Annotated in this window: 14 protein-coding genes; 12 read left to right on the top strand and 2 right to left on the bottom strand. The window is 38.0% G+C overall.

Going from position 1 to position 23,061, the window contains the following annotated elements; translation table 11 throughout:
• Positions 1 to 90: 90 nt before the first annotated feature.
• Positions 91 to 909: a T9SS type A sorting domain-containing protein gene (locus J4771_RS07120; RefSeq protein WP_224134293.1), complete on the top strand. Its 819-nt coding sequence runs from the start codon at positions 91 to 93 to the stop codon at positions 907 to 909.
• 483 nt (positions 910 to 1,392) lie between these two features.
• On the opposite strand, the gene J4771_RS07115 is transcribed toward J4771_RS07120, so the two are convergent.
• Positions 1,393 to 3,891 carry a pectate lyase family protein gene (locus J4771_RS07115; RefSeq protein WP_224134292.1) on the bottom strand — a complete coding sequence of 833 codons (2,499 nt, stop codon included), beginning with the start codon at positions 3,889 to 3,891 and terminating at the stop codon, positions 1,393 to 1,395.
• 328 nt (positions 3,892 to 4,219) lie between these two features.
• Between J4771_RS07115 and J4771_RS07110 the strand changes: the two genes are divergently transcribed.
• From J4771_RS07110 to J4771_RS07090, 5 genes are read left to right on the top strand one after another with little or no spacing between them, the layout of a single operon-like run.
• The gene (locus J4771_RS07110; protein ID WP_224134291.1) at positions 4,220 to 5,098 is read left to right on the top strand and encodes an alpha/beta hydrolase; all 879 of its coding nucleotides are present in this window, start codon (positions 4,220 to 4,222) and stop codon (positions 5,096 to 5,098) included.
• Positions 5,099 to 5,121: 23 nt separating this feature from the next.
• Complete coding sequence (locus tag J4771_RS07105; RefSeq protein ID WP_224134290.1) at positions 5,122 to 6,099, top strand: DUF4861 family protein; 978 nt, start codon at positions 5,122 to 5,124, stop codon at positions 6,097 to 6,099.
• 5 nt (positions 6,100 to 6,104) lie between these two features.
• Positions 6,105 to 7,310 (top strand): glycoside hydrolase family 88/105 protein, encoded by a 1,206-nt coding sequence (locus J4771_RS07100; protein WP_224134289.1) that lies wholly within the window; start codon positions 6,105 to 6,107, stop codon positions 7,308 to 7,310.
• 6 nt (positions 7,311 to 7,316) lie between these two features.
• Positions 7,317 to 9,281 carry a pectate lyase gene (gene pelA / locus J4771_RS07095; RefSeq protein WP_224134288.1) on the top strand — a complete coding sequence of 655 codons (1,965 nt, stop codon included), beginning with the start codon at positions 7,317 to 7,319 and terminating at the stop codon, positions 9,279 to 9,281.
• A complete protein-coding gene (locus J4771_RS07090; protein WP_224134287.1) occupies positions 9,268 to 10,017 on the top strand; it encodes a rhamnogalacturonan acetylesterase in 750 nt (249 codons plus the stop codon). Before pelA ends, J4771_RS07090 begins: the two co-directional genes overlap by 14 nt.
• An 8-nt stretch (positions 10,018 to 10,025) precedes the next feature.
• Here the strand turns inward: J4771_RS07090 and J4771_RS07085 are convergent, their stop codons facing one another.
• A complete protein-coding gene (locus J4771_RS07085) occupies positions 10,026 to 10,259 on the bottom strand; it encodes a discoidin domain-containing protein (protein WP_224134286.1) in 234 nt (77 codons plus the stop codon).
• A 67-nt stretch (positions 10,260 to 10,326) separates the two neighbouring features.
• Here J4771_RS07085 and J4771_RS07080 point away from each other — a divergent pair, with 67 nt between their 5' ends.
• From J4771_RS07080 to sov, 6 genes are all read left to right on the top strand, one after another.
• Entirely contained in the window at positions 10,327 to 11,430 is a 1,104-nt protein-coding gene (locus J4771_RS07080; protein WP_224134285.1) for an Mrp/NBP35 family ATP-binding protein, read from the top strand.
• 120 nt (positions 11,431 to 11,550) lie between these two features.
• The gene (locus tag J4771_RS07075) at positions 11,551 to 11,799 is read left to right on the top strand and encodes a NifU family protein (RefSeq protein ID WP_224134284.1); all 249 of its coding nucleotides are present in this window, start codon (positions 11,551 to 11,553) and stop codon (positions 11,797 to 11,799) included.
• A gap of 135 nt (positions 11,800 to 11,934) precedes the next feature.
• Positions 11,935 to 12,795: a BadF/BadG/BcrA/BcrD ATPase family protein gene (locus J4771_RS07070; protein WP_224134283.1), complete on the top strand. Its 861-nt coding sequence runs from the start codon at positions 11,935 to 11,937 to the stop codon at positions 12,793 to 12,795.
• A gap of 94 nt (positions 12,796 to 12,889) precedes the next feature.
• Complete coding sequence (locus J4771_RS07065; protein ID WP_224134282.1) at positions 12,890 to 15,172, top strand: NADP-dependent malic enzyme; 2,283 nt, start codon at positions 12,890 to 12,892, stop codon at positions 15,170 to 15,172.
• A gap of 196 nt (positions 15,173 to 15,368) precedes the next feature.
• Positions 15,369 to 15,953, top strand: coding sequence for a Holliday junction branch migration protein RuvA (gene ruvA, locus J4771_RS07060; RefSeq protein ID WP_224134281.1), 585 nt, complete (start codon positions 15,369 to 15,371; stop codon positions 15,951 to 15,953).
• A 3-nt stretch (positions 15,954 to 15,956) separates the two neighbouring features.
• Positions 15,957 to 23,039 (top strand): T9SS outer membrane translocon Sov/SprA, encoded by a 7,083-nt coding sequence (gene sov / locus J4771_RS07055; RefSeq protein ID WP_394369762.1) that lies wholly within the window; start codon positions 15,957 to 15,959, stop codon positions 23,037 to 23,039.
• Positions 23,040 to 23,061 lie beyond the last annotated feature (22 nt).

Below are 23,061 nucleotides of genomic sequence, written 5' to 3'. Positions count from 1 at the left end.
GTGTTGAATTCAAAAAAAAATGTAAATTTGTGTAATCGATTGTAATTAATTTAACAAACAAAAAATCAGAAACTTAAAAAATCAGTTATTATGAAAAAATCAATACTTTTTGCTGCAGCATCTTTTTTGTTCAGCGCATTTTCGTTAAACGCCCAAAGTAAGACTTGGGATTTTAGTAATGATACAGCCAATTGGCCAATAAACGCAGGAATTGGTAATACACCAATGGTAAAGGACGGACTTGGTCTTTTCCCAATCTCAACCAATACAAATTTTGCAGCGATTACAAATTCGTCGCAGGTTTCATTTTCTGATGGTTATGTAGCGACCGGAAACAGATTGCAAACTAATGGAGGAGGAGCTGTTTCTACTGGAACTTATCACCCAACTCAAAGATATTTTTTCATCGAAGTTTCGGGACCGGTAACTTTTAAAGCATGGTATAAGGCGGGAAGTACAGGTGCTGTAAGAACTACCTTTGTAAGCAACGGATATGCGACTCTTTACGGATCTGCCGCTACAAGTCCAGCTGCTTCTCCAGCAGATACAGCAATTCTTACGGCAACTATTCCAACTGCGGGAACATTTTACGTTTATACCGATGCAGCAATTAATTTCTACAAAATGGAAGTTTCAGGTGCGAATGTAGTTACTACGTTAAATTCTAACCAACTTTCAGCTATTGACTCATCTGTAAAGGTGTCGGCAAATATTTTTACAAACGGAAGCGACTTGCATATCGCAAACCTTTCAGGAAATACCAAAGTAAATGTGTACACTGCAAACGGAGCGTTGGTGAAAACTTTAGAAACCAAATCTGACGTTAATTTCGGGCTAAAAACTGGACTCTATATCGTAAACGTCCAAACCGATAAAGGAGTAAAGTCACAGAAAGTTTTAATAAAATAATTTTTGGATTACTTTTTTTTGTTAATGAAAGCAACATTTTTCGGAATGTTGCTTTTTTTATTTGAGTTTTTAACAGGTTTTCATTTGAGAAAACGCGTATTTAAGTAGGAAGTATATTATTATCTGTGAAAATTATTACCATAAGATACTTAAAATTGGGATAATGTGTGCTTTTAAATTATGCCACTTAAAATTTAGTTATAGATTTAACTAAAATTTTATTCGGGGGAACGGCTTCGTAGAAGCCGAAAGTTTTTAGAATAGCAGTTAAGGTGACTTCGAGCTCTGTAGGATCGGCACGTAGTTGATGTGCAGAGAAGTTTTATTCAAGGCAATTATTAATTTTTCTAATGACGTATCAAAAATTTTTTAACTTAAAAATTTGCTTTCAAATACGGACATATAAGTTTTATGCTCAAACACAAAAGAAAAACCTTCCCCAATATCGAGGAAGGTTTCATCTTAAAACAGGATCAGAATAACCTATTTCTTGATGATTTTCTTGGTAGTGTTTCCATTTGTTGTGGTAATTTTCACCATATAAATTCCGCTGCTCAAATGAGTCAGATTAATTGATTTGACTTTTTGGTTAACTGATTTTACCAAACCTCCGTTCATGTTGAAGATTGAAATTTGCTTCACATCTTCAGTAGTTTTGATGTTTAAAACGTTCGATACAGGATTCGGATATACCGCCAATTCTATTGCTTTTTTCGGATCCGCTGTCGCTAAAACAGCATTGTCGTAAACCGTCTTGATGTAATAAAGATTTGCAACCGCATCTTTTGTAATTGCATTTGCACCAACCGGAATATTAGGAATAGAAATTACTCCGTTTGCACCTGCAGGAACCGTGTAAGAAGTTCCGTTCACTTTTACTTTCCCTGCGAATGTTGGGTCAAATACCAAAGTTAAAGTAGAAGTTTTTGAAGTAGTATAACTGATGTTGGTTGTACTTTCAATTTTCAGTCTTTTTGTTAAAGTTAAACCGTCATAAGTGTTAGAACCGTCGGTTGAATTCATATTTCCGGTGATAGAGTAGAAAGTACTTAATTTTCCGTCGGTAGTAAAGTTGTGGATGAAAATGCTCTCGTTGGAAACCGCACCAACAGTAATATTTCCTGAACCTGAAACCGGCGTTCCCGAAGTTCCGCTCGTTGTAATCGTAAACGAAAGATCTGCAGATGGTGTTCCTGAAACGGTGATGGTTTTTGCTGCAACATCTTTGGTGAAAGTAATTCCATTTGCAGGTAAACCTGTTACTGTTGCATCAGTTGCAGTTCCACCCCAAGTAAATACCATGTTTGCAATTGCACTTCCTGAAGTTACCGTTTGGTCGTTATTGGATGGGATTGCTAAAGTTTGAGTGCTCACTACAACCGGAGTTTCTCCTTGAACATAAACCATTGAACTTGAATATCCTGTTAAAAGAGCTTTCAGACCTGCATTCACATCATAAGAAGTATCATCAGTTGCATTGTTGAAAGTCCATTTCAAATCTCCGCCATCAACTCGTCCTGCAAATTGCATTACTTTTGTTTTGGCGGTTTCAGGATCATCTACCACAAGATTACTCACATAAAGAGCAGGATCATTATCAAAATTATTATAAACATTTCCGCCCAATTTTGATTTAATTGCGCTACTTACAACCTCATCGCGAGAAGAAGCAACGTAGGCATCAAATTCTACTGGATAATTTAAGGCGTCATAAGCAACAAACCTTTGCTGTCCGCTCATGGAATTATTAAATGCCTTGATCATTCCACCTGCTTCACCGGAAAAAGTTCCCTGTGCTCCTCCAAAAACATCAGTTCCCTGCATGGAAATCAACATCGGATATTTGCAGTTTCTGAAATAATTGCCTTCTAAGAATAAGGATGAACCCAACGTAGAACCTGAACCATATTTTGAATTTCCGTCAAAATAATTATTGTAAACGTGTGCAGAATAATATCTTACTCTGGGATGTCTAGAATCTGAATGGTCGTACCAATTATGGTGATAAGTCACATAAAGTCCCGCTGCAGTTCCTTCGCTTAAACCTAAAAGATTTGCTTTTCCACTGTCCCAAAAATGGTTGTAAGAAAGCGTCACGTATGTGGATTTTTTTACGTCGAGTGCACCGTCACCTTTTACCTGATCTGCATCTCCACCTGCAGCACCGTAAAACATGTCGTTATTGTGAACCCAAATATGGTCATTTCCTTGTTGTAAACCAATATTGTCGCCTTCTGCAGCATCAGTCAGCATAAAACCAAGGTTTCTAACTTCCACGTTTGATGCATTTTTAATTCTAATTCCCCATCCGTTCGCATAAGCGTCGTCCCCAATTCCTTCGAATGTGATTGAACTTGTCGCCAAATTATTGTTTTCGATCACAATGTCGCCGTTCAACATGTAACTTAAATCGGTAATGTTTCCAATAAATCTCACCGCTAAAGGTCGGCTGTCTTTTCCTTTTTTGAATCCGTCAAGAATAGTTTGCAAGCCAACGCATGGATTTGTAGTTGCGCCTGTAACGTTCAATGAAACCGTGTTTTTTGTATTTTGGGTAATGTAAAGAACCACCGCATTTGCTTTCAAAGTTCCGTCCATATTATAAGCACCGGGAATTCTTCCGCCTTGATGAGCAAAACCTGTTCTGTCATGCGCCAAAACGGTAACTGCGCTTGAAGTTGAAGCAGTTCCTTCAACTCCACCGACTACAGGAACGACCTTCATGGTATAAGTTCCTGCTGCAAGTCCCAAAACATCTGCACGGAAATAATTTCCGTAGCTGCGGATTAATTGGGTGTCAATTTTTTTGTCCGTAATTCCTCCTCCGGAATAATAGACATTGTAACTTTCGGCTCCGCTTACAGGATCCCATTTTACATAGGCGCTTTCCAAGGAGCCTGATTGCTGTGTGATGTTTGGCGACTGTGCGTGAAGCAAAACCGTTGCAAACATCCATGTTGTAAATAATAGAAGTTTGTTCATTAGGTAAATGATTTTACGAATATTAAAGTTTATGTAATGGATTACACAAATTTATATTAAAAATTAATGTGAGCAAGAAAAATCTTATTTTATTTTCAAAATCTGTTTGAATGTCTTTTAAACATTGAATTACAAAGATTATTTTTTAATGATTTTAGTAGAATTTTAACTGAAATTCACAAGAATCAAACAATAATTTAATGTTAAAATTATGACTTACAGGTAAAAATATAATGATCATTTATTAAAAAGTTGTAGATTTGTGTAATCGATTGCTAAAATTTTTACCTAATTATTGTTACCGATTAGAAGTGAAATGAGATTTGTAATGTTGTCTTCTTTTTTGATTTTTTTTCAGCTGAATTTCGCTCAGATTCAGAAGGATACAACGTTTACCGACCATTCTGAATTTCAGAAAGTCGTAAAGAAATTTCCATTTATAAAAGTAGTAAAACCTGAAATTTCAAATTCCGTAAAAGAAGAATACAATATTGTATATCACAAAATTGGGAATCGTACCTTACTTTTAGATGCTTATCTCTATAAATCTGAAGAAAAGAAACCTGCAGTAATCCTCATTCACGGTGGCGGTTGGAAATCGGGCGACAAAAGAATGATGAAAACTTTGGCACAGAAAATTGCTGAAAATGGGTATCAATGTTTCGCGATAGAGTACAGATTATCAGATGAAGCAAAATATCCTGCAGCAATCAACGATGTAAAAAAAGCAATTAAATTTTTAAAGAAAAATGCAGAGAAATTTAATTTCGGTAAAAATAAAATCGCGATTTTGGGAACTTCTTCAGGCGGACAAATGGCAGCTTTGATTGGTGCAAAATATCCAAATTTGGTAGATGCAGTTATCAATATTGACGGAGTTCTCGCTTTTCATCATCCGCAATCGAAAGAAGGTGAAGTTGCTGCGAAATGGTTGGGTGGAACTTTTGATGAGAAGCCAAAAATTTGGGAAGACGCTTCACCTTTAACGCACGTCAATAAAAATTCAAACCCCATTTTGTTCATCAACAGTCAGTTTGATAGGTTTCACGCGGGAATAGACGATATGATCAAAATTTTAGATCAGTATAATATCTATTCAAAAATAGAAACAATAGAAAATTCACCGCATACTTTTTGGATGTTTGAACCTTGGTTCGAGCCAACCGTGAAATATGTTGTGGATTTTCTAAATCAACAGTTTAAGTAAATTTCAAGTCAAAAGTATACCTAATGAAAATAGCAAAATCACTTTTCGCAGCTGCAACAATTTCACTTTTGTTAAGTTGTGGTGCAACAAAAACGCCATCACTCTCAAGTAAAAACGGAAAAACCTATGCAGAAATTTCTGTAAAAGAAGGCGGAACTTGGAATGGCAGAAAACATTCAGGCGGAACTTGGAAAAATTTTCAATCTCACACGTTGAATCCACTTCACACCGATCATTCTTTCGACATCCGTTACGAAGGTCCGGGTTGGGAAAGCAGCAAAATCGGTTACCGACTTTATTTGGATTGGAGAAACGCCATCGATATTTTTGGAAAGAAAACGGAAAACATCGTGCTTCCAAACGTTGGTTTAGACGGTTTTGATTCCTACCACGAAATGAGCGATTGGGGCGGAGATATCCTAAAAGTGGGGAAAGGTTTGGGAATTGGCTCGATCGGAAGAGTTGTAAATGATGAAGTTTTGCATTTTAATGAAGTTAAAAACACCACTGCAACGGTAGAAAATTCCAAATCAGATTCCAAAGTTTTTGTAAATTATGAAGGTTGGAAAACCAACGGTCAAACCACGGATTTGTCTTCGGAACTAACCATTTTTCCCGACCAAAGATACACGCGACACACCATCAAAAGCAGCGTTGCGCTCAACGGAATTGTTACAGGAATTGTAAACCTTTACAAATTGCCTTTAATCCAAAGAACGGTTCCAAATCAAAATTGGGGTTACATCGCAACTTATGGTAAACAGACGCTTTTTGACGATAATTTGGGAATGGCAGTTTTTTACAGAATTTCAGATTCTGAAAAAATATTTAAAGGAAAAGACGATTATTTGATTCAGTTTAAACCAACAACGGATAAAGTTACGTTCTACTTTTTAGGAGCTTGGGAAAAAGAACCGAACGGAATTAAATCCGAAAAAGAATTCCTGAAATATTTGGATGACAATCTTTCTATCTTAAACAAAACCAATCAGTTAAAATAAATAGTATGTTGAAAACAATTCATCAGTTCATTCTTTTAATTTTGGCGATTTTCTTGGTGACTAGTTGTAAAACGGTTACAAAATCTGAAAGCTATTCCGAAATTCCTGCCACCAAAAAATGGTCGGAAAGAATGGCTTTAACTTTACTGAAAAAATATCCCGAAGCGTATATGCTCGATGACAAAACAGCTCCGAAATGGGATTATGTTCATGGTCTGAATATGATCGCTTTTGAGGAACTGTACGCTAAAACAGGAAATCAAAAATATATTGATTACGTAAAAGGTTACGCCGATGCAACCATCGATAAAGACGGAAAAATTCCTTCTTACAAATTCGAAAACTACAACATCGATATGATTATCGCAGGTCATCATCTTTTTGATTTGTACGAAAAAACCAAGGATGAAAAATATTTGACTGCACTGAAAACGCTTCGTCTGCAACTCGAAAAGCAGCCACGAACTTCTGAAGGTGGTTTTTGGCACAAAAAAATCTATCCAAACCAAATGTGGTTGGATGGACTTTATATGGGTTCGCCGTTCTATGCACGTTACAACACGACTTTTGAAAACGGAAATAAGTTAGACGATGTGGCTCTGCAATTTGAACTGATTCAGAAACATTTGCTCGACAAAAAAACAGGATTGCTTTATCACGGTTGGGACGAAAGTCGTGAAATGGGTTGGGCAAACAAAGAAACGGGAGTTTCCCCGAACTTTTGGTCACGTTCGCTCGGTTGGTATGTGATGGCTTTGGTGGATGTCCTCGATTATTTCCCGAAAAATCATCCTAAAAGAGCCGAACTGATTCAATATTTGAATTCCACAAGTTCTGCCATCGCAAAATATCAGGACAAATCAGGACTTTGGTATCAAGTGACGGATCAAGGAAACCGCGACGGAAATTATTTAGAAGCATCAGGTTCCGCGATGTTTGCGTACGCTTTTGCAAAAGGAGCGAACAAAGGATATCTTCCAAAAGAATTTAAGAATATTGCCAATAAAGCTTTTGACGGTTTGCTGAATGATTTGGTGAAGGTTTCTCCTGAAGGTTACGTCACTTTAACCAACGTTTGCGCGGTTGCAGGATTGGGCGGAAAACCCTTCAGAGACGGTTCTTTCGAGTATTATGTAAACGAAAAAAAGAAAGACAACGACCCAAAAGCGACGGGACCTTTTATTCTTGCCGCGCTTCAACTTGACCGATAAAATTTTATGAAAATCCGCCTAATTTTTCTCTTTCTAATTTTTGCATTTCAATTTGCAAGCGGTCAACTTATTGACAAAAATTGGAACAGAATTGCTTTATCTAAAGATGAAAACTTTCTGAAATCTGCGGAAGCAAAAAGAATCGCAGAAAATGTAATTCTTTACCAAAAAAATAATGGTGGTTGGGAAAAAAACAAGTCTATTAATAGGGAACTTTCATCAACAGAAAAAAAGAAACTTCTCGATTCTAAAAATGATTTTTCGGGTACCACGATAGACAATAATGCGACAAGTCAGGAAATGAAATTTCTTGCAAATGTTTACCGGTTTCAACCCGATGAAAAATATCGGGCAGCTTTTCTTAAAGGAATTGAATATCTTTTCACTGCACAGTACGAAAATGGAGGTTGGCCACAGTTTTTTCCTTTGCAAAAAAATTACAGTTCGCACATTACTTTCAACGATAATGCGATGGCGAATGTTTTATTTCTTTTTCAGGAGATGATTAATGAAGGCGAAAAATATCCAATCAAAATTCCATCAGAAACTTTAGGAAAAATAAAGAATTCTTTTGATAAAGGAATTGATGTTATTCTAAAAACCCAATACAAACAGAACGGAAAACTCACCGTTTGGTGCGCTCAACACGATGAATTTTCGCTTTTTCCTGCGAAAGCAAGAGCGTATGAATTACCTTCATTAAGCGGAAAAGAATCGGCAAAACTTACCTTATTATTAATGTCGTTGAAAAATCCTTCAAAAGAAATTATCAACGCTGTAGAACACGCGGTTCATTGGTTTCAGGAAACAAAAATTACGGGTTTTAAGGAAGTACGAATCGAAAACGACAAGCATTTAATTGCAGATAAAAATGCAGAACCAATTTGGGCAAGATTCAGCGATTTGGAAACCAACGAGCCTTTTTTTAGTGACAGAGATGGAATTCGTAAAAAAACGTACGAAGAAATTGGTGCAGAAAGAAGAAACGGCTACGCTTGGTTCACCGACGAACCTGAAGAAGTTTTGAAAAAATACGAATCTTGGAAGAAAAAAAATGTAAAAACGGTGGAAGACAAAAATTTCTACACCGTTTCAAAAGATGGAAGCGGCGATTTTAGCAATATTCAAGACGCGATTGATCAATGCAGATCTTTTCCGTATGAAAGAATTACAATTTTCGTTAAAAACGGAATTTACAATGAAAAAGTAGTACTGCATCAATGGAATACCAACATTAAAATTCTTGGCGAAGACCGCGAGAAAACCGTGATTCGATTCAATGATTATTTTGCAAAAATCGACCGAGCAAGAAACAGCACTTTTTTTACGCCAACTTTTTTAGTGGAAGCAAATGACACCGTTCTTGAAAATCTCACGATTGAAAATTCGGCAGGCGAAGTTGGACAGGCGATTGCTTTGAGCATTGTTTCAAACCGAGTTGCGGTGATGAGTTGCCAAATTTTGGGAAATCAGGACACCCTTTATCTTGACAATGAAGGAAAGATTTACATCAAAAATTCCTACATCGAAGGAACAACCGATTTTATTTTCGGAAGTGCGACGGCTTATTTTGAAAACTGCGAAATTCACAGCAAGAAGAATTCATTCATCACCGCACCTTCGACACCTCAAAACGCTGAATTCGGTTTTGTTTTTAATCAATGTAAATTAACAGCGGATGAAAATATTTCGCAAGTTTTTCTTGGAAGACCTTGGCGAATTTATGCGAAATCTGTTTTTATGAACAGCAATTTTGGAAATCATATCACCGAGAAACGTTGGGACAACTGGAATAAAACCGAAGCAGAAAGTACGGCTTTTTTTGCAGAGTATAATAACTCGGGAAAAAGTTCGGAGGTCAAAAATCGCGTAAGTTGGTCGAAACAGCTTTCAAAAAGGCAGGCTAGAAATTACACGAAAGAAAATGTTTTAAAAGATGATTTTAAACGAAATTGGTATGAAAATCTATAAGTTAATTTTGCTCTCTACATTATTATTGATGAGTTGCGCCACAACAAATCACTCCAAAAAAATTACCATTCACACCATCGGCGATTCCACAATGGCGATAAAACCAGATCCCGACAAAAACCCTGAAAGAGGGTGGGTTCAGGTTCTACCATCGTTTTTTAATGATAACGTCCAAATTTTCAATCACGCCGTCAACGGAAGAAGTACCAAAAGCTTCCGCGAGCTCGGTCATTGGAAACCGGTTTTAGAATCTTTAAAAAAAGGCGATTATCTTTTCATTCAGTTCGGTCACAACGATGCGAAAGATACCGATCCGACTCGTTACACCAATCCACAAACTTCTTATCGATACAATTTAATTCGTTACATCGAAGAAGCAAGAGCAAAAGGAGCGATTCCTATTTTATTTTCATCAATTGCCCGCAGAAAATTCAACAAGGAAGGCGTTTTGCTCGATTCACACGGAAATTACACACTCATTGCACGATTGGTTGCGCAGGAAATGAAAGTTCCATTTTTCGATATGCAGTATCTCACTGAAAATTTGGAAAACAGTTATGGAGTAGAAGAATCCAAAAAACTTCATCTTCATTTCAAACCGGGGGAAAATGCATTTTTCCCTGAAGGAAAAGTAGACGACACCCATCTTTCAGTTTTGGGAGCAACGGAAATTTCAAAGATTTTTGTGAATGAATTGAAAAACCAGAAACATCCTTTAGAGAAATACTTAAAATAAGAACAGCGTTATTTCACCATAATCTCATCCACGAAAATAAATGCATCCCCGCCAAAACCTTGATGCCATTCCGGAAGTTTGCCGAAATTTTTGGCAACCACTTTTACAAATCTCGCTTCAGTCGGAAGAATTTCTGCACTGAAATCGCGAATCGTGGGTTCCGTATTTTTTGGGTCTACAGTATTTTCTACCGTCGCTACTTTTACAAAATCTTTGTTATTGTTAGACCTGAAGTTTATCAATAGATTTTATTCATTCTAAATAAGAAAAAATTGCCTAAATTTGTCAATCAATTTTTAGAAGATAATTATGTTGACGAAAGCAAAAGTTCAGGACTTCCTGAAAGAGATCGAAGTGGATGATTTGGTGCACAATTTTCAGGTGATGGGAAATGATGTGTATATCGATATGACGGCACATTCACCTGCAATGCACGAAAAGAAAAAGTTGGAAGCGGCAATGAAACAGGCATTTGCATCGCAGTTTGGGGATGATGTGGTTTTAAAGTTGAAAATCGCTTCTCCGGAACCTTCTGAAATTCGGCAAAGTCAAATCAAAGGAAAACAAATTCCAGGAATTCAAAATATCATCGCCATCGCTTCAGGAAAAGGCGGTGTCGGAAAATCTACCGTTGCAGCAAATCTTGCGGTAACTTTAGCAAAAATGGGTTTCAAAGTCGGGATTTTAGATGCCGATATTTATGGACCTTCAGTTCCAACCATGTTTGATACAGTGGGGGCAAAACCAATTTCTGTAGAAGTTGACGGAAGAAACTTGATGAAACCCATCGAAAATTATGGGGTAAAAATGCTTTCCATCGGATATTTTTCGGGAGCAAATCAAGCCGTAGTTTGGCGTGGACCAATGGCTTCAAAAGCTCTAAACCAAATGATTCGCGACGCAGCGTGGGGAGAACTGGATTTTCTTTTAATCGACCTTCCTCCGGGAACAGGCGATATTCATTTGTCAATTATTCAGGAAGTTCCGGTAACGGGAGCCGTAATTGTTTCAACGCCACAACATATCGCTTTAGCTGATGTGAGAAAGGGAATCGCAATGTTTACCATGGAAAGCATCAATGTTCCGGTTCTGGGTTTAATTGAAAATATGTCGTATTTTACCCCTGCAGAATTGCCTGAAAATAAATATTATATTTTTGGAAATCAGGGAGCACAGTTTTTGGCGGAAGATTTAGGAATTCCTGTTTTGGGCGAAATTCCATTAATCCAAAGTATTCGCGAAGCGGGTGATGTTGGAAGACCGGCTGCATTACAGGAAGGTTCGAAGATTGCGGAAATCTACACCACAACCACCCAAAATATGATTGAAAGTTTGGTGGAAAGAAACAAAAATTTACCTCCAACAGAAGCGGTAAAAATTACTACAATGGCGGGATGTTCGCCGAAAAAGTAGGAAGGTTTGAGTGTGGGAGAGAATTCCCTCTTGTGGATGTAGTGGTTTGTAAGGACAAATCACGGTTTGTCCAAAAGACATAGTTTACCTGAAACCTGAAACTTGAAACAAAATTAGAAGATGAACACAGAAATAAAACACGAAGAAACCGTAATCAAAGTGTTGGAAGCACTTGAAACAATCCGCCCGTTTTTGAATAAAGACGGTGGTGATATTGAATTGGTTGATGTAAAAGCCGAAACGGTTTTCGTAAAACTTATTGGAAACTGCAACGGTTGTCCGATGAGTTTTTCTACCATGAAATTAGGCGTTGAAAATACTATCAAACAACATGCTCCCGAAATTTTGGAAGTGGTGAGTGTGGAATAAATTTTATTGTTTATAAAAAACTGAGCGGACATTTTTTGTTCGCTTTTTTATTAGATATTATTCATAAAATAATAGCTTTAAATCTAAATTCTTTTAAATTAAATTAATATTTTAGCAGACTAAACTTTTTACCATATGATTGCCATTGTTGACGGCGGTTCCACGAAATGTGATTGGGTGATTCTCGACAAGTTCGGGAAGGTTTTTTTGAAGACCGAAACCATTGGTTTCAATCCCAATATCATCGATTCGGAAATGATAGTTCCCGAAATTGAGAAAAACAACAATCTTCTCACCATCAAAGATTCTTTGCAGAAAGTCTTTTTCTACGGTTCCGGTTGTGGAGTTCCTGAAAATGTGGCGTTGGTTGAAAATGAATTTCAAAAAGTTTTCAAAAATGCGGAAGTCACGGTGAAAGAAGATTTAACCGCCGCTGCTTATGCCGCCTATAACGGAAAACCTGCAATTGTCTGCATTCTCGGAACAGGTTCAAATTCCTGCTATTTTGATGGTGAAAAAATAAAAAGAGAATTGCCTTCTCTTGGATTTTTAATTGGTGATGAAGGAAGCGGAAGTGCCATCGGAAAAAATCTTTTGCGAAGATTTTTCATGAAGAAACTTCCTTCCGATTTACAGAACGATTTTATCGAAAAATATAATCTTACGATTGAAGACGCGATAAAAAACATGTACCACAATCCACGTGCAAATGCGTACCTTGCTGATTTCAACAAATTTGTGGTGGAAAGAAAAAGTCATCCTTACTTCCAAAATATGGTTTTTGATGAGATGAAAAACTTTCTCGATTATCAGGTTTTGCCGTATGAAGAAGCGAAAGACGCAGAAATCAATTTCATTGGTTCAATTGCGTTTTATTATGAAGATATTCTTCGCGCCGCAGCGGCAGAACTCAATTTGAATGTGGGTTGCATCGTGCAAAAACCCATTGAAAGTTTGGTAGATTATCACAAAAAATATATTCTGAATTTGAATTAATAGTTCAGAAAAAGCATTATTATAAAGCCTTAAGGAAACATCAAGTAGAAAATTGAAACCTTAAACGTGAAACCTTAAACCCGAAACAAAACTTATGTCCAACAAAAATAAAAGAGACGAAAAACATTTTAACCAAGCCGCACTCGATTACCATAAATCAGAACCAAAAGGAAAAATTGAGGTGATTCCATCAAAGCCGCATTCTTCGCAGCGGGATTTATCTTTGGCGTATTCTCCCGGAGTTGCAATTCCATGTTTGGAGATTGAAAAAGACCCGAAAACGGTTTACGATTATACAGGAAAAGGAAATTTAGTTGCGGTTATTTCCAATGGAACTGCGGTTCTTGGATTGGGAGATATTGGTGCAGAAGCTTCAAAACCGGTGATGGAAGGAAAGGGTCTTTTGTTCAAGATTTTTGCGGACATCAATGTTTTCGATATTGAAATTAACGAAAAAGATCCCGATAAATTCATCGAAATTGTAAAAGGAATTGCTCCAACTTTTGGCGGAATCAACCTTGAAGACATTAAAGCTCCCGAAGCTTTTTACATCGAACAGCGTTTGAAAGAAGAGCTCGATATCCCTTTGATGCACGATGACCAACATGGAACGGCGATTATTTCTGCGGCGGCTTTAATCAACGCTTTGGAAATTGCAGGTAAAAAAATCGGTGAGGTAAAAATGGTCGTGAATGGAGCAGGAGCGGCTGCAATTGCCTGTACAAAACTGTACATCGAACTTGGTCTGAAAAAGGAAAATATATTGATGTGTGATTCCAAAGGAGTCATCAATCATAAACGAGAAAATCTCACTCCTGAGAAATTGGACTTCATTGCCAAAACTGATTTGGAAACGTTGGAAGACGCGGTGAAAGGTGCTGATGTTTTCATCGGACTTTCCAAAGGAAATGTGATGACGCCTGAAATGTTGAAATCGATGGCTGAAAATCCTGTCGTGTTCGGTTTGGCAAATCCAAATCCTGAAATTGAGTATGAATTGGCGATGGAAACCCGCAAAGACACGATTATGGCGACAGGAAGAAGCGATTATCCTAATCAGGTGAACAACGTTCTTGGTTTCCCTTATATTTTCCGTGGCGCACTCGATGTTCAGGCTTCTGCGATTAATGAGGCGATGAAATTGGCTGCAGTTTATGCGATTGCAGATTTGGCGAAAGAACCCGTTCCTGAAGCGGTAATTTTGGCCTATAATTTAAAAGGATTGAATTTTGGTAGAGAATATTTTATTCCGAAACCATTCGATAACCGGCTGATTACCAAGGTTTCCATCGCAGTTGCAAAAGCCGCAATGGAAAGTGGAATTGCCGGAAAACCAATCGAAAATTTTGAGGATTACGAGACGCATCTTCTCGACAGAATGGGTCGTGATGAAAAACTCATCCGAATGATGCAAAACCGCGCCCGTTCCAATCCGAAAAGAGTGACACTTGGAAATGCTGAAGAATACAATGTTTTGAAGGCGGCTCAAATTCTTTACGAGGAAGGGATTGCTCAACCGATTTTATTGGGCGAGAAGAAATACATTCGGGAACAAATGAAGAAATTCGGTATCGAATTAAATGTTCCAATCGTTGATCCAATGGACGATGACCAAGAAGAAAACCGCGTGAAATACCGCGAAACTTTATGGAAAATGCGCCAAAGAAAAGGAATGAACGAATACAAAGCAAAAAGATACGTTCGTCAAAGAGATTATTTTGGTCCATTAATGTTGCAGCACGGTGATACAGACGCTTTGGTTGTCGGTTTTTCTAAAAATTACCAATCTATTTTAAAACCTGTTTTGGAAGTCATCGAACGCGAGAAAGGCGTGGATAAAATTGCTTCCATGATGATGATTTTAACGGAGAAGAAGCCGATTTTCTTTGCAGATACGTCCATCAATCAAAATCCAACTGCGGAAGATTTGGTGAATATTGCCAAAATGTCGGAAATGACCGTGAAAACTTTCGCTATCGAGCCGAGAATCGCGATGCTTTCTTTTGAAAATTTTGCAGCGATTTCCGATACTTCCAAGAAAGTAGCGAAAGCGGTTTCCATTCTTCATGAAAAATTCCCTAAAATGATTGTGGATGGTGAAATTCAGCCAGATTTTGCGATGAATTCCGATCATCTTTCCGACTATCCGTTTTCGAAATTGGGAACGACTCCTGCAAACGTTTTCGTTTTCCCGAATTTGGAAAGTGCGAATCTCTCTTACAAAATCATCCGTGGAATGAAGGTGGCGCAAGTTGTGGGTCCAATTTTAATGGGCCTGAAAAAACCTGTCCACGTTTTGCAGATGCGCGCAAGTGTTGATGAAATCGTGAATTTGGCTACCATTGCAGTTTTGGATGCGCAAAGACGGGAATTGTAGGGACAAATCGTGAAACCTAACCAAGTGGTTCGACGAAGTCAATTGTCCGAAAAACGAAGTTTTTCAAAAAATTTAAAATTGCTGATGAATTTTGGTTATCGCCTTTATTCATCATAAAATATTATATTTAACCCAGTTTTAAAACGCACAACCAGAATCTCGCAACTCGTATCTCGAATCCCGTAACTCTTATAAAATGATTTATTCCCTAAAAGGTATCGTTCAAGAACTTAATCCAACTTCAGTCATCATCGATGTAAACGGAGTTGGTTATTTCGTAGGCATCAGTTTGCAGACTTCCGAGAAGTTGGTTTTAGGAAAGGAAACTTTTCTGAACATTCAGCAAATCATCCGTGAAGACGCCCATTTGCTTTTCGGGTTTAACACCATTTTAGAAAAAGAAATGTTCAATCTGTTAATAAGTGTTAACGGAGTTGGTCCGGTTTCCGCCATCATCATGCTGTCGTCTTTATCACTTGAAGAAATCTCTTCCGCAATACTTTCCAACAACAGTTTGCTCCTTCAAAAGGTAAAGGGAATCGGTACCAAAACCGCTGAAAGAATCATCGTGGATTTGCGCGATAAAGTCCAAAAATTCAAGATTTCCGAGGAAAATATTTCTAACTTTGCGAATAATAAAATTAAAGAAGAATCGTTATCTGCTTTAGAAGTTTTAGGGATTCCCAAGAAGACGAGCGAGAAGATTGCAGACCGAATTCTGAAACAAAATCCCGATCTTACCGTGGAAGATTTGGTGAAACAAATTTTAAAAAATATTTAACATTTGGACAAGAAAATTACCATTCAGCATAAATTTTTAGCATTTTTATTTCTGTGTTTTTCCTTTGCAACAACTTTTGCACAGGTGAAACCTTCCGACAGTTCCTCTGTTCGTCAGGATTTTTCTTTGCCGAATCCGATTCGTTATGAAGCTTTCTACGATGTACAAAGCGGGATGTACATTCTCTATCCGAAAATTGGGAATATGGTGGTTGGAAATCCGGTTTCGATGACTTCCGCAGAATATCATCAATATATGCTGAATAATCAACTTGCAGCTTATTACAGAGAAAAATCTTCTACAAGTGCACTTGGTTATAGAAAAGATCAAACGGATGCCGTAAAAAAAGGACTTCTTCCGAGTTTAAATATCAAGAATAAACTGTTTGAAACGATTTTTGGAGGAAATAAAATCGAAATTATTCCTCAAGGTTTTGCCTCTTTCGATTTAGGTGCGCTTTACCAAAAAATTGATAATCCCTTAATTTTACCACAAAACAGAACCAGTTTCGCCATCGACATTCAGCAAAGAATTCAGTTGGGATTGTTGGGAAAAGTGGGCGAAAATTTGCAACTTAAAGCTAACTACGATACGCAGAGCGGATTTGCGTTTGAAAATAAAATGAACCTTGTTTGGCAGGCAAAGGGAACCTGGAAAGATTTACAAAGCAAAGGTTTACACGACAAAACAACAGGCGGCGAAGATAAAATTATTAAAAGGGTAGAATTCGGTAACGTGAATATGCCGCTTTCGACCAGTTTAATTCGTGGCTCAGAATCTCTTTTTGGTTTAAAGACGGAGTTTCAGTTGGGTAAGACTACTGGAACTTTGGTTTTCTCGCAGCAACAGGGTGAAGCCAGAAATATTATTGCACAGGGAGGCGGTGTGATGAACACCTTTAAACTGAACGCAATTGATTATGAGGATAATCAGCACTATTATTTGGGACATTATTTCCTGAATAATTATGATAATGCCTTATTGAGCTATCCGCAAATTAACTCCAGAATTAATATCACCAGAATTGAAGCTTGGGTTTTGGATCAAGGTTCCGGAAATCTCCAGGATCAGAAAGGTATTTTGGGGATTCGTGATTTGGGAGATGGCGTTTCTGGATTTCCGGACAATTCACAAAATAATCTGTATCAAAGCATCACCGCTTTGGGAGCGCCAGTTCGGGATGTAAATACGGCCTACAATGCAGTTAATGGTCAAAGTTTTCCGAGCGCAAATGGAACTCCTGAAACGTATACAGACGGAGAACAATTTATCTTCAACAGAAAAGCCAGAAAATTAGGTCAGAACGAATTTACTTATCATCCACAATTGGGCTACTTATCATTGAATCAAAGACTTAATGATAATCAATTATTGGCGGTTTCTTATTCCTACACCTTAAATGGTGATAACAAAGTTTACAAAGTCGGGGAATTTTCCGAGGAAAGTCCAGTTTTGATTACCAAGCTCTTAAAACCTAATACCACGGTTAAAACCACTTCACCAATGTGGCAGTTGATGATGAAAAATATTTATTCGCTCAACACCAATCAGATTAATAGTGACGGATTCTTGCTTAATGTATATTATCGGGATTCGCAAAGCGGAAAAGTAAATTATTTACCAGTAAATATTACCGTAAACAATAATCCAGTCACCAATCCCAACCTTTTGAAACTTTTCAATTGGGATCGTTTAAATATGAATAACGATTTACAGGAAAATGGAGGCGTAACCGGTGATGGAATTTTCGATTTTGTGCCAAATATCACCATTGATCCAGAAAATGGTAAGGTAATTTTTACTAAAGCAAAACCTTTCGGTGCTTACTTACAAAATGTTCTTGGAAGTAATGATCCAAAATTTGTTTTCAACGATTTGTATGATCAGCAAAAACAGGTGGCGTCACAAAGTAACCTTGCTTTGCGATATACCATGGAAGGTCGCTACAAAGGCTCACAAGGAAGCGGCATTTCTCTCGGAGCAATCAATGTTCCACAAGGTTCGGTGAAAGTTACAGCAAACGGAGTACAGCTTCAGGAAGGGGTGGATTACACGGTTGATTATATGCTTGGAACAGTAAATATCATCAACGAGGCTGTAAAGCAATCCGGACAGGCGATCAATATTTCCATGGAAAACCAATTGACCTTCAATACCCAAAGAAAGCGGTTTTTAGGTCTAAATTTGGAAAGAAGATTCAACGAACACCTTACTGTGGGTGGAACGGTGGTAAATTATGCCGAAACACCTTTGACTCAAAAAGTTAATTTCGGTCAGGAAGCGGTGAATAATACCATGGCTGGTTTCAACTTATTGTACAACAACGAATTGCCTTTCCTGACCAGATTAACCGATAAAATCCCATTAATCAATACCGAAGCCCCGTCGAACCTTAATTTCATGGCTGAAGGAGCTTATTTAATTCCTGGCCAGAGTAAAGGTATTAATGACCAATCCTATATCGACGATTTTGAACAGAGTACTTCCAAAATTTCATTGAAGGAACCTGCAATGTGGGGATTGGCTTCCAAACCTGAAAAAAATCCGGAACCTGTTTTTTCTACATCGGGTTTAAGTGATGACCTTTCTTATGGAAACGGACGAGGCTTGTTGTCTTGGTACAATATCGATCCGCGATTTTATGGCGTTGGAGGAAAAGCTCCAAACGGAATTAACGCACAAGCTGTCTCTAATCATGCTTCACGAAGAGTACAGACCAAAGAACTCTACAACAGCAGAGATTTTGTGGCGGGCGAACAGCTTTATACCAATACTTTAGATATTACCTATTTTCCAAAGGAAAGAGGACCTTACAACGTGAATCCATTGAACGAAACTCCGTTGCAGCGATGGGGCGGATTAATGCGTCCGATTTCTGTTTCCAATTTCGTGAACTCCAATATTGAGTATGTAGAATTTTGGATGATGGATCCTTATGCAGACGGAAACCAGTTCGGAGCCGCGCCAAAACTTTTATTGCAGTTAGGAAATGTTTCGGAAGATGTTCTGAAGGACGGAAAACTTCAGTATGAAAACGGAATGCCTACACCAAATGTACCATCCAACACCACCACAACCAATTGGGGAACACAGCCCAACCAGCAACCCATTCTCTATGCATTTTCTACGGAAGGAGAAGAAAGAACAGTGCAGGATTTAGGTTACGACGGTTTGGATGCGGCAGGTGAAGCCTCTAAATTCAATACCAATTTTGTAAATCCGGTAACCAATCTTCCCGATCCGGCTTCAGATGATTTTTTATTCTATCTTTCCGATAAATTCCAGGGAACACAGGCTGCATCTGTAACCGAACGCTATAAATATTTCCGCGGTCCGGAAGGAAACTCCAAATCCAACACGTTGGAAGTTGCCACCCAAACTCCAGATGCTGAAGATATTAACCGGGACTATAATTTGGATCAAAACGAAAATTATAATCAGTACACGATTAGTTTGGATCCAGCAAATATGGTTCTAGGAAAAAACAACATCGTGGATGTAAAAACCGTGGAAGCAAAATTCCAGAATGGGCAAACCAGTACCAACAAATGGTATCTATTCCGTGTTCCTGTTTCGCAGTTTGATGATAAAGCAATTGGTGGAGAGGCAGATAATTCTATTTTAAATAATGTGCGTTTCGCAAGAATGCTTTTAACAGGTTTCGATCAAACAGCAACCATCCGTTTCGGGACTTTGGATTTGGTAAGAAGCGACTGGAGAAAATACACTAAAAATATTGCAACAACTGATACCGATAACGAGGGTACAATTTTAGTAACTGATCAAAATCTTGATGTTGGAAGTGTGAACCTCGAAGAAAACGGATTGAACGAACCACCTTATGTTCTTCCTCCAGGAATCGACCGACAGGTTTTGAGCGGAAATGCAGGTGCACAAAGACAAAACGAATCCTCACTTTATATGAAAACAGCTCCTTTGATGGGCAAAACTTCAAGAGGGGTCTTCAAAAACGTACAGTTGGATATGCGTCGTTATAAAAAATTGGAACTTTTTGTACATGCTGAAGATTTGAAGAATGCAGCATCAACTGCTTATGATAAAGATGCCAAATTCTTTATCCGTTTTGGTAGTGATGCGACGGATAACTATTACGAATACGAAGCATCGTTGAAATATACCTCGAAAACTGCAAGATCACCGCTAGAAATTTGGCCAACAGAAAACAACGTAAATCTTGAAATTCAAAATTTTGTGGATGCGAAGTTGAGAAGAGACAAAAATTCACCAACAGGAATCGATTTAAGAACTGAAGATTTAGAGTACAGCGCACTGGATCCAAATAAAAAGATTTTCATCAAAGGTCGCCCAAGTTTAGGAAACGTCACTACCATCATGTTGGGTGTTCGAAATAAAAGTGCAACCACGTCTAAAGATTTGGTACTTTGGGTGAATGAAATCCGACTTTCTGAAATCGAAAACAAAGGCGGTTATGCAGGAAATGCAAGTTTGAATTTCAACTTAGGTGATTTTGCCATTGTGAACGCGAACGCATCTTACATGTCGGTTGGATTTGGAGCAATTACCGACAAACCTTCGGAACGTTCACAAGCTACTCGTTCTGCATACAGCATCAACACAACGGTAAACGCTGATAAGTTTTTGCCTGAAAAAGCGGGAATGAAAATTCCGGTGAATTACTCGTACACGCAAACTATTGAAGACCCAAAATACAACCCTATCGATAATGATGTAACTTTTGAAGACGCTCCGAATAAGGAAGAACTGAAAAAAGTGGCACGAACTTATACCCAACAGAGAAGTATTGGTGTGGTAAACATGCGTAAAGAACGTATGAATCCTAATAAAAAACCAAAATTCTATGATGTGGAAAATCTTTCGGTAACAGCAATGTATAATGATGATTATTACAGAGATGTTTACACCAAAAAGAACTACCGACAGTATTTGCGTGGTTATATCGATTACAATTATTCCTTCAAACCGTGGGTTTTGAGGCCGTTCAATAAATTAGTAAGCGACACGGCAAAATCTTATAAATATTTGAAGTGGGTTAAAGAGTTCAACTTCAATCCAGTTCCAACGAGATTATCTTTCAGAACTGAACTCGACCGAAATTATAACGAGCTCGAATTTAGAAATATCGAAGCCATTTTGAGTGGGAATGCAGGTCAGAATTTTGATGTCATCAGAAACAGAAACTTCTTCTTTGGATGGCAATATGGTTTAGGATTTAATTTTACCAAATCTTTGAAATTAGAAATTAATTCCGCGATGCGAACCCTGAACGACAACCTGAACGTCGCAGATATGAACACGAAATCGATTTTCGCAGATCCGTTCCGGGCAGGAAGACCTGTTCTTTACAATCACAGAGTTCAGTTGAATTACCGTTTCCCATTTGAACATTTGCCTTATCTCGATTTTATCAATGCAGAACTTGGATACGGATTTACGTACAATTGGAATGCAAGAAGTACCGTGATGACAAGGTTTGTAAATCCAGAGACCCATCGTGAAGAAAGTTTAGGAAGCATCGGCCAAAACACCAACAATATTGTGGGAACAGCAACGGTGGATGTTCCGAAATTCTTCAGTAAATTCAAATATTTCCAGAAGATCAACACCAAGATGCAGAAACGCAAGCAGGAGATCGATTCACTGAATAACGCATATACTTTGTTGTGGCAGAAGAAAAATTCAAAGAAAACTTTCAAAAGCTATAAGTTTAAGAATAAGCTAAATCCATTGCAAAGTATTGCTTATGCTCTAACTTCAATTAAACAATTTGATGTTTCATATAATGAGAATAATGGTACAGTTCTTCCTGGATTACTTTCTGCACCGAATTGGTATGGTTACGGACAAACTTTAGGCGGACCAACTTATGGATTCCTTTTAGGTTCGCAAGCAGATTTAAGAAGAACGGTGATTGAAAACGGTTGGATTTCCAACTCAAATTACATGACGGATCCTTTTACGCAGATGAAGAATCAAAATTTCCTGGCGAATGTACAGATTATGCCGGTAAATGATTTTAGGATTGACGTGAATGTATTGAAAAATTATACCAGAAATTTCATGCAGGGCGGTTGGAACGTTGACGCGGACTCAGACCCGGCAAATGGTTTCCAGTTTTCCTTTGGGAATGAATTAATTACTTTTTCACGAACAGCGTGGACTTTCAAAACAGCATTCACAGACGGAGCAACCATTTATGACAATATGATTGCCAACGCAAGACAAATTTCACAACAAATGGGCGGACCTCTTGCTGCAGATGGATTTACCGAAGGTCATTCCTTGGCAAATGCCTATGTTTTGGTTCCAGCATTTCAAGCCGCAGTAGAGGGAAAAACGCCAAACGGTCCAATTTCTGAACCGAAAAAATCTGGATTCCCGCTTCCTAATTGGAGGGTAACTTATTCTGGTCTGAAAAATATTCCGCTTGTAAACAGTCAGTTCTCCAAATTTGATATTCTCCATGGTTATGCATCAACTTACACCGCCACGGGAATTCAGTCGAGTATTGATTATTATAATGTGCAGAATAATACAGTTCCTAATAAAGATGCGTTTGGAGATTTCTACAATCCGTACACATTCTCGCAAGTAGGCTATGTAGAAGCTTTTGCGCCACTTATCGGAGCAGATATGACGATGCGTAACAATATGCAGTTTCGTGCTTCCTACAACCGCGACAGAATGTTCATGCTCGGTTTGGTAAATCATACTTTAACAGAAGATATCGGTAAAGAATACATTCTTGGTTTTGGTTATATCCTTAAAGACTTAAAATTGAAAATGAACTTCAGAGGTAAAGAACGAACCCTTAAAAGTGACTTAAATATTCGTGGCGACTTTTCTCTCCGAGACAGCCAAACAAGAATTACCAATATTCTTCAGAACGATTCGCAGGTCACTGGTGGACAAAGAATGATGAGTATTAAACTTTCTGCAGATTACAATATGTCGCAAAACTTCAATCTGAGATTGTTTTATGACCAGTTGTTGACCCGTTACAAAATTTCCACGGCGTTCCCACTATCAACCATTCGGGCGGGATTAACAGCTACGTTTACCTTTAGCGGAAGTGGTGGATTTTAAATAGATTGATAAAAACTCAGAA

It is taken from the genome of Candidatus Kaistella beijingensis, assembly GCF_020084865.1.
GTDB lineage: Bacteria > Bacteroidota > Bacteroidia > Flavobacteriales > Weeksellaceae > Kaistella > Kaistella beijingensis.
Note: the sequence above shows the minus strand (reverse complement) of the source record. Positions and strands in the feature narration are given on the sequence as shown.